Genomic DNA, 7596 nt, shown 5'->3' with positions numbered 1-7596 from the left:
CCCCGTGGGTGCGGCCGGCGGACCGGCTCTCACCGGATCAGGCGCTCCGGGAGGATCCTCTGGGACCTCAGTTCGTCGACGACCAGGGCGGCGTACTCGGTGGCCCCGCGCACCGAGGTGTGGGTGTCGTCCTTCTTCTCGGTCGTCAGGTACAGGGCCTTGGACGCCTCCGGACCCAGCGCCTCGACACGCGCCTTGGTGAGGGCGGTGAGGTCGATCAGCGGGGTGTCGAGGTCGGCCGCGAGCCCGCGGATCTCGGCGGGGTGGTCCACGCCGAGGCCGTTGACGAGCAGGGCGGTGCCGTTGTTCAGGGTGCCGTCGGTGTTGAACCAGCGGCGGACGATCGGGGTCACGAGGACGGGCCGGCCGCCCTGTTCCCGTACGCCCTCGACGAGGGCGGTGAGGTTGGCGCGATAGGTCGCCGCGTCCGTCCGCTTGTCGTTGTGGGCGAGCTGGATCAGGACCGCGTCGCCGCGACGGATGAGCGGCTGGACGGTCGGGAAGAAGGCGGGTTCGGCGAGGTAGCTCACCGTGCTCTCCCCGGAGTCGGCGTGGTTCGCGACCGCGACCCCGCGCTTGAGGTACTGCGGCAGCTGCTGGCCCCAACCCGCGTACGGTGCCCCCGGCTGGTCACAGACGGTCGAGTCACCGATGAGGAAGAGCCGCGGGACGGCGGGCGCCGGGGTGACGACCACCCCGGCGGGGAGCGGTGCCGTGCCGCCGAAGGTCAGGTCGAGGCCGGGGCTGCCCGCGGGTCCTGTCGGCTGGCCCTCGGGGTCGCGCACGTCGACGGTGAACGAGCGGTGGACCCTCTCCCCGGTGTCCGTGGCCGTCTCGGGGAGCACGGCCCGCCGTGTCTCGGCGGTGACGGACGTGGAGCCCGCGGTGTCCCCGCCGAGGGTGACCTGGACGTGGTACGTGCCGGGCGGGAGGTCGAAGTGGCAGACGAACGGTGCCGTGGTGGCGCAGTGGTCGAGGCCCTGGCCGTAGGAGCTGTCCGCGTGGGCGGGGGCGGCGCCGACGGTGGCGGCGGTGAGCGCGGCGACGACGGTCGCGGCGGCGGTGAGCCGGGTGGTGCGTGTCATGGCCTCTCCTTTACTACGCCGGAGGGCCGTCGCCGATGAGGGCGCGGTTCTGAAGGGCGGCGAGTCCGAACAGCGCGGTGGTGTCGGTGCTGATCCACGGGTGCTCGCGGCCGGGCGCCGGCGCGGGGTCTTCGTGTACCGGTCGCCGTTGTGGAGCGTCTGCGACGTTCCCGCGGCGAGTGACGGGGCGTTGAGGGGCGGCAACTTCCGTGTCGGTGGTGGCGACTACGGCTCGGAGTGCCGAGAGCCGGTGCTCGACGTCGTAGGGAGACCAGGATGAGACGACCAGTCGCACGGCGACTGTCGGCGGCGATGGCCACGATGGCGGTCGCGGCCGGGACCGGGGCGGTTCTGTTGATGCCCGAGGCATCGGCGGCGACCGGGGGTGCCACCGGGTACGCGACGCAGAACGGCGGGACCACTGGTGGGGCCGGTGGGCAGACCGTGCGGGCCACCACCGGGACCGCGATCCACGCCGCTCTGTGCGGTCGGGCCAGTAGCAGTACCCCGATCACGATCGAGGTCGAGGGGACCATCAACCACGGCAACACCGGCAAGGTGTCGGGCGACAGCTGCAACACCGCCGACGGCGTGATCGAGCTGAAGCAGATCAGCAACGTCACGATCGTCGGGGTCGGAGCGGGAGCCGTCTTCGACCAACTGGGCATTCACATCCGCGAGGCCGGCAACATCGTCATCCAGAACGTGACCGTCAAGAACGTCAAGAAGTCCGGCTCGCCGACGTCCAACGGAGGTGACGCCATCGGCATGGAGAGCGGCGTCCGCAACGTCTGGGTCGACCACGTCACCTTGGAGGCATCGGGCGGGGAGTCGGAGGGCTTCGACGGGCTCTTCGACATGAAGGACGACACCCGGTACGTGACCCTGTCCTACAGCACCCTGCGCAACTCCGGCCGTGGTGGTCTCGTCGGGTCCAGTGAGAGCGACCTCTCGAACGGCTTCATCACGTACCACCACAACCTGTACGAGAACATCGACTCCCGCGCACCCCTGCTGCGGGGCGGCACGGCCCACATGTACAACAACCACTACGTGGGCCTCAACGAGTCCGGCATCAACTCCCGGGCCGGTGCCCGGGCCAAGGTGGACAACAACTACTTCGAGGACTCCAAGGACGTCCTGGGCACCTTCTACACCGACGCGGCCGGGTACTGGCAGGTCAGCGGCAACATCTTCGACAACGTGACCTGGTCCGCCCCCGGCACCGACAACAACCCGGCCGGGCCGAACCCGCAGTCCAACACCACCGTCGCCGTCCCGTACGCGTACCCCCTCGACGCCGCCTCCTGCGTGCCGGCCGTCGTGAGCCGGACCGCCGGCGCCGGCAAGGGTCTGCTGGTCTCGGACGGCTCCTGCACGCCGCAGACCCCGACCCCGACGCCCACCGGAACGCCGACCGGCCCGACGGCGACCCCGACCACCCCCACCCCGACGACGACCTCCACCCAGCCCTCCGGCACCAACCTCAGCATCGGCGCCGGCTCCGACGGTTCCGGCAAGGCGAGCGGAACGAGCTACGGCAACGTCCGCGACGGCGACATGAACACCTACTGGTCGCCGACGGGCCCGACCGGCGCGATCTCGATCAAGTGGGGCTCCGCCGTCTCCGTCTCGGCGATCACCATCCGGGAGGCGTCCGGCTCCGTGGGCGCCATCGGGTCCTGGCGGGTCGTCGACGCCGACACCGGTGCCGTCCTCGCCTCCGGCAGCGGGGCGGGCGCCATCAGCTTCCCCCGGACCTCGCTGAGCAAGGTGACCTTCGAGATCACGGGCTCCACCGGCACACCGAAGATCGCCGAGTTCGAGACCTACGTCGGCTGACACCGCCGGTCCGGCGGCCTCGGCGACGTCGACTCCGCCGCTGATGTCCCGGCCTAGGACGGCTCCGCATGCACCGAACGCCCGAACACGGATGCCGGGGCTCGGAGCCGTCCTTGGCGCCGTGCGCGGCGAGAATCGCCCGCACCCCGCTGCCTCGACGGCCGGCCGGATCACGCCCTCGACGCGCTCGTCGCCAGAGCGGTGCGGTGCGGTGCCAGGGTCGGGGCGCCCGGGGGTCGGTCTCGGGGTACGTCAGGACAGCAGGGTGGGGGTGGCGCGTTCGAGCGTCCCGGCGATGCGGTCCCAGGTCTCCTGGTCCCTGGCCGAGGCCGGCATCAGTTCGCCCTGGCCGGTGCCCCAGGCGGTGGCCACGGCGACCGGGTCCTCTCCGGAGGCGGCGGCCGCGGCGAGGGCGGCAGCGCCGAGGGCGACGAGTTCGGTCGCGTACGGGACGATCAGGGGCCGTCCGGAGAGCCGGCGGACGGTCTCCGTCCATGCCCTGCCCCGGGCGCCGCCGCCGATCAGGCGCAGCGGACGGTCCCGCACCGCCGGGTCGGCGGGGTCGAGCCCGCAGGCGGCGAGGAGTTCGTCGAGGGCGCGCAGGACGGTGAAGGCGGCGCCTTCGTAGGCCGCGCCGAGGATGGCGCGCGGGGTGGTGGTGTGGCGCAGTCCGGTGAGGAGTCCGGCGGCGTGCGGCAGGTCGGGGGTGCGTTCGCCGTCGAGGTACGGCAGGACGACGAGTCCGTCGCCGGGGACGGCGTCCTCGCGGTCGAGGCCGAGGAGCTCGGCGAACCTGTCCACGGCGAGGGTGCAGTTGAGGGTGCAGCCGAGTGGGAGAAAAGTGCCGTCGGCGGCGGCGAAGCCGGCGAGCCCGGGCGCGGCAGGGCGGGTGCGGGTGGCGGCGAAGACGGTGCCGGAGGTGCCGAGGCTGACGACGGGGTGATCCAGGTGTCCGGCGCTACCGAGGCCCAGCCCGACGGCGGCGGCCATGTTGTCGCCGGTTCCGGCCGCGACGGTGACGTCGTCCGGGAGACCGAGCGTCGCGGCGGCGGCGGGGGTGAGGGTGCCGACGCGGGTGGCGCCGCTCGGGGCGACGACGGGCAGTGACTCCCGTGCGAGACCGAGGAGGCTCAGGAGCGCGGGGTCATAGGCGCCGTCGGCGGTGGAGTACCAGCAGGTGCCCGAGGCGTCCCCGGGGTCGGTGGCGGCGACGCCGCTGAGCCGCTCGGTGAGAAAGTCGTGCGGCAGCCGGACCGCTGCCGTCGCCTCGGCGATGGCGGGCTCGTGCTCGCACAGCCACTGCCACTTGGCGGCCGTCATGGAGGCGACGGGCACCGAGCCGGTCCGTGCCAGCCAGGCGTCGGGGCCGCCGAGCACGTCGGTGAGGTCGGCGGCCTGCGGCGCGGAGCGGGTGTCGTTCCAGAGCAGTGCCGGGCGCAGGGGGCGGCCGACGGGGTCGAGGACGACCAGGCCGTGCTGCTGGCCGGCGACCGCGATCCCGGTGACGGCGGAGGCGGCGACCCCGGCTTCCTTCAGCCCCCGCGCGACGGCCTCGCCGAGGGCGGACCACCACTGTTCGGGGTCGCTCTCGCGCGCGCCTCCGGTGCCGCCGACGGTGTGCCCGGCGCGGCCGACCGCGAGCAGGGCTCCGGTGGCGGCATCGACCACGGCTGCCTTGGTGGACTGCGTGGAGCTGTCCACGCCGATCACCACGGGGTGTGTCACCGGCATGGCGTTCACCTTTCCTCGACTCGGCCTCTGGCGCGCTCCCGCGCGTTGCCGTATTAGTTATCTCAGAAAACAAATACCCGGGCCAGACCTGGCCGCGTAACAGTTCGCGGTGTTCGCCGCGGCCGAGCAGCAAAGAGGGACAGAGCATGGCGGAGCGACTCACCCCCACCCCCGGAGACCGGTTCACCCCCACTCCCGAGGACCGGTTCACCTTCGGCCTGTGGACCGTCGGCTGGCAGGGCCGCGACCCGTTCGGCGACGCCACCCGCCCCGCGCTCGACCCGGTCGAGTCGGTCGAGCGGCTCGCCGCCCTCGGTGCGTACGGCGTCACGTTCCACGACGACGACCTGATCCCCTTCGGCGCTTCGGAGACCGAGCGCGAGGGCGTGGTCAAGCGCTTCCGGGCCGCGCTGGAGAGCACCGGTCTGAAGGTGCCGATGGCCACCACCAACCTCTTCACGCACCCCGTGTTCAAGGACGGCGGCTTCACCGCCAACGACCGCGACGTGCGCCGTTACGCGCTCCGCAAGACGATCCGCAACATCGACCTGGCCGTCGAGCTGGGCGCCACGACCTACGTTGCCTGGGGCGGCCGGGAGGGCGCGGAGTCCGGCGCGGCCAAGGACGTGCGGGTGGCGCTCGACCGGATGAAGGAGGCCTTCGACCTGCTCGGCCAGTACGTCACCGAGCAGGGCTACGATCTGCGTTTCGCGATCGAGCCCAAGCCGAATGAGCCGCGCGGCGACATCCTGCTGCCGACGATCGGACACGCGCTCGCGTTCATCGAGCGCCTGGAGCGGCCGGAGCTGGTCGGCGTCAACCCGGAGACGGGCCACGAGCAGATGGCCGGGCTGAACTTCCCGCACGGCATCGCTCAGGCCCTGTGGGCCGGCAAGCTCTTCCACATCGACCTGAACGGCCAGTCCGGCATCAAGTACGACCAGGACTTCCGCTTCGGTGCCGGCGACCTGCGCCAGGCGTTCTGGCTGGTGGACCTGCTGGAGAGCGCCGGGTACGAGGGGCCGCGGCACTTCGATTTCAAGCCGGTGCGCACCGACGGCTTCGACGGGGTGTGGGAGTCCGCGAAGAACTGCATGCGCAACTACCTGATCCTCAAGGAGCGCGCGGCGGCCTTCCGCGCCGACCCCGAGGTCCAGGAGGCACTGGTCGCCTCCCGGCTCCCGGAGCTGGCGACCCCCACGGCCGCCGACGGCCTCGCGGCGCTGCTCGCCGACCCCACCGCGTACGAGTCCTTCGACCCGGCCGCGGCCGCCGGTCGCTCGATGGCCTTCGAGCGCCTGGACCAGCTGGCCCTGGAGCACCTTCTGGCGGTGCGCTGACCCGGCTGCCGACAAGCCCCTACGGAGCGGTGGGCACGAAGCCGCCGCGTGCGGAGGTCCGGTCACCGGAGGTGTCCGTCGCCGTGACCGTGAACGTGTCGGATCCGGCGTCGCGCCCGCCCTCGGCGTGGTCGTACTGGCCGGCGAACACATGGCGTCCGGCCGGGACGGTCCGGCCTGCGGTCAGGGTCCAGCGGTAGACGAGGGCGCCGCCGTCCTCCCGTACCGAGACGGTGAAGTCCTCGGCAGGCAGGGTGCGCCAGTTGCCGGTGGAGGCGACGCCGCCGGTCTGGGCGACCCGCACTTCGACGACCAGCCCGGACAGCGGGGTAGAGGTCGTGACGGTGAGGTCGCTCTGCGCCCAGTAGCGGTTGCTGCCGGGGTCGATCACGCCTTCGGCCCGCAGCCGCGGTTCGGCGTTCGGGTCGGCGCCGGTCGCGGCGACGGAGGGGGACGGGCCGGACAGCGCGGTGACGGCGTAACCCCCCGCGGCGAAGATCCCGGCGACGGCCGCGGCGGCCCCGGCCACCCGCAGCCAGGGCACAGGCCGGAGGGGCCGGACGGACCGCACGGAGACGGCTCGCGCGTCCGCGGCCATGCCGCGCTCGACCCGGGCCAGCATCCGGGCACGGTCCGGACGGTGCGCCTCGGCCGCCTCCCGCAGCCGTGCGCGCAACTCGTCCTCGTTCGCCACGCGCTCTTTCCCCACTCCCTCGCCCCTCACGCCTTCCTCCCGGCCAGCTCCGAGGCCGCTCCGGGCCCGAGCACGCGCTGCAACTCGGCCATGCCCTTGGAGGTCTGGCTCTTCACCGTACCGACCGAGACGCCCAGGACCTGTGCCGTGTCCCGTTCCGAGAGGTCGAAGGCATGGCGCAGGACCACACAGGCGCGCTTGCGGAACGGCAGGGCGCGCAGGGCGCTCCGGACGTCGACGACCGCCGGCACGTCGGGGTCGTCGACGCGTTCGGAGCGCCGGTCCCAGAACAGCGCGACGCGGCGCCGTTCGCGGACGGCGCTGCGGATGTGGCTGCGGACGAGGTGGGCGACGACTCCCCGGGCGTACGCGACGGGATGGTCCGCGCCGCGTACCCGGTCCCAGCGATGCCAGAGGGCGACCATCGCGTCCGCCGCGAGATCGTCGGCCGCGTCGGCCTCACCACTCAACAGGTGTGCCAGGCGGGCGAGTTCGGCGTAATGACGCTCGAAGAACTCCTGGAACTCCGCAGCGTCCTCATCGACGACTGTGGCCACGCCGGCCTCTCTCCCCGCCGCCGGTGCGGATGCGACCGCCGGTCGCGGTGGAGATCGACAGCCTTCCGCTCGGTAGGTGGCCGACCGGGCCGGCCGAGACTCCGGCGCGGCGCGCGACATCGGCGAGGGTCGCCATGATGGTTTCCGCCCCCGTTCTCCACGACTCTGTTCGGACAAGCGCTTTCCACGCGCTGCGGACCCGACCCTATCGGTTGCCATGCCCACGGCGAAGAGCGGTGCCGGGCGGGCCCCTGAACACAGGGGCCTGCCCCGCGCGGTGTCGGGGGGGGGGGGCGGGGCCCCGGGGGCGGGGCGGGCCCGCCCCCCCCCGCGCGGCCCCGGGGAAA

Annotated in this window: 6 protein-coding genes; 2 read left to right on the top strand and 4 right to left on the bottom strand. The window is 72.9% G+C overall.

All coding sequences use genetic code 11. The annotated features are described in order from the left end of the window. Positions 1-29: 29 nt before the first annotated feature. A complete protein-coding gene (locus tag ACFQ7Q_RS34465) occupies positions 30-1085 on the bottom strand; it encodes a rhamnogalacturonan acetylesterase (RefSeq protein WP_383562171.1) in 1056 nt (351 codons plus the stop codon). Between the two features lie 276 nt (positions 1086-1361). Between ACFQ7Q_RS34465 and ACFQ7Q_RS34460 the strand changes: the two genes are divergently transcribed. Beyond that, complete coding sequence (locus ACFQ7Q_RS34460) at positions 1362-2927, top strand: polysaccharide lyase family 1 protein (protein ID WP_383562169.1); 1566 nt, start codon at positions 1362-1364, stop codon at positions 2925-2927. Between the two features lie 252 nt (positions 2928-3179). Here the strand turns inward: ACFQ7Q_RS34460 and xylB are convergent, their stop codons facing one another. Next, positions 3180-4658, bottom strand: coding sequence for a xylulokinase (gene xylB / locus ACFQ7Q_RS34455; RefSeq protein WP_383562167.1), 1479 nt, complete (start codon positions 4656-4658; stop codon positions 3180-3182). 146 nt (positions 4659-4804) lie between these two features. On the opposite strand from xylB, the gene xylA reads away from it, so the two are divergent. Then, positions 4805-5998, top strand: a complete 1194-nt coding sequence (gene xylA / locus ACFQ7Q_RS34450) for a xylose isomerase (protein WP_383562165.1) — start codon at positions 4805-4807, stop codon at positions 5996-5998. A 19-nt stretch (positions 5999-6017) separates the two neighbouring features. Here the strand turns inward: xylA and ACFQ7Q_RS34445 are convergent, their stop codons facing one another. Both ACFQ7Q_RS34445 and ACFQ7Q_RS34440 read right to left on the bottom strand, forming a co-directional pair. Next, the gene (locus ACFQ7Q_RS34445) at positions 6018-6692 is read right to left on the bottom strand and encodes a hypothetical protein (RefSeq protein WP_383562163.1); all 675 of its coding nucleotides are present in this window, start codon (positions 6690-6692) and stop codon (positions 6018-6020) included. Positions 6693-6718: 26 nt separating this feature from the next. After that, positions 6719-7249 carry a SigE family RNA polymerase sigma factor gene (locus ACFQ7Q_RS34440; protein WP_383562161.1) on the bottom strand — a complete coding sequence of 177 codons (531 nt, stop codon included), beginning with the start codon at positions 7247-7249 and terminating at the stop codon, positions 6719-6721. Positions 7250-7596 lie beyond the last annotated feature (347 nt).

Source organism: Streptomyces sp. NPDC056527 (genome assembly GCF_042794475.1).
Classification (GTDB): domain Bacteria; phylum Actinomycetota; class Actinomycetes; order Streptomycetales; family Streptomycetaceae; genus Streptomyces.
The sequence above is the reverse complement of the archived record's forward strand: the minus strand, read 5'-3'. Positions and strand labels throughout refer to the sequence as shown.

What these genes read in the sequence shown, in the direction of transcription:
- xylB (WP_383562167.1), bottom strand. Translation starts at nt 4,658, where the DNA reads ATGCCGGTGACACACCCCGTGGTGATCGGCGTGGACAGCTCCACGCAG.
- xylA (WP_383562165.1), top strand. Translation starts at nt 4,805, where the DNA reads ATGGCGGAGCGACTCACCCCCACCCCCGGAGACCGGTTCACCCCCACT.
- ACFQ7Q_RS34460 (WP_383562169.1), top strand. Translation starts at nt 1,362, where the DNA reads ATGAGACGACCAGTCGCACGGCGACTGTCGGCGGCGATGGCCACGATG.
- ACFQ7Q_RS34465 (WP_383562171.1), bottom strand. Translation starts at nt 1,085, where the DNA reads ATGACACGCACCACCCGGCTCACCGCCGCCGCGACCGTCGTCGCCGCG.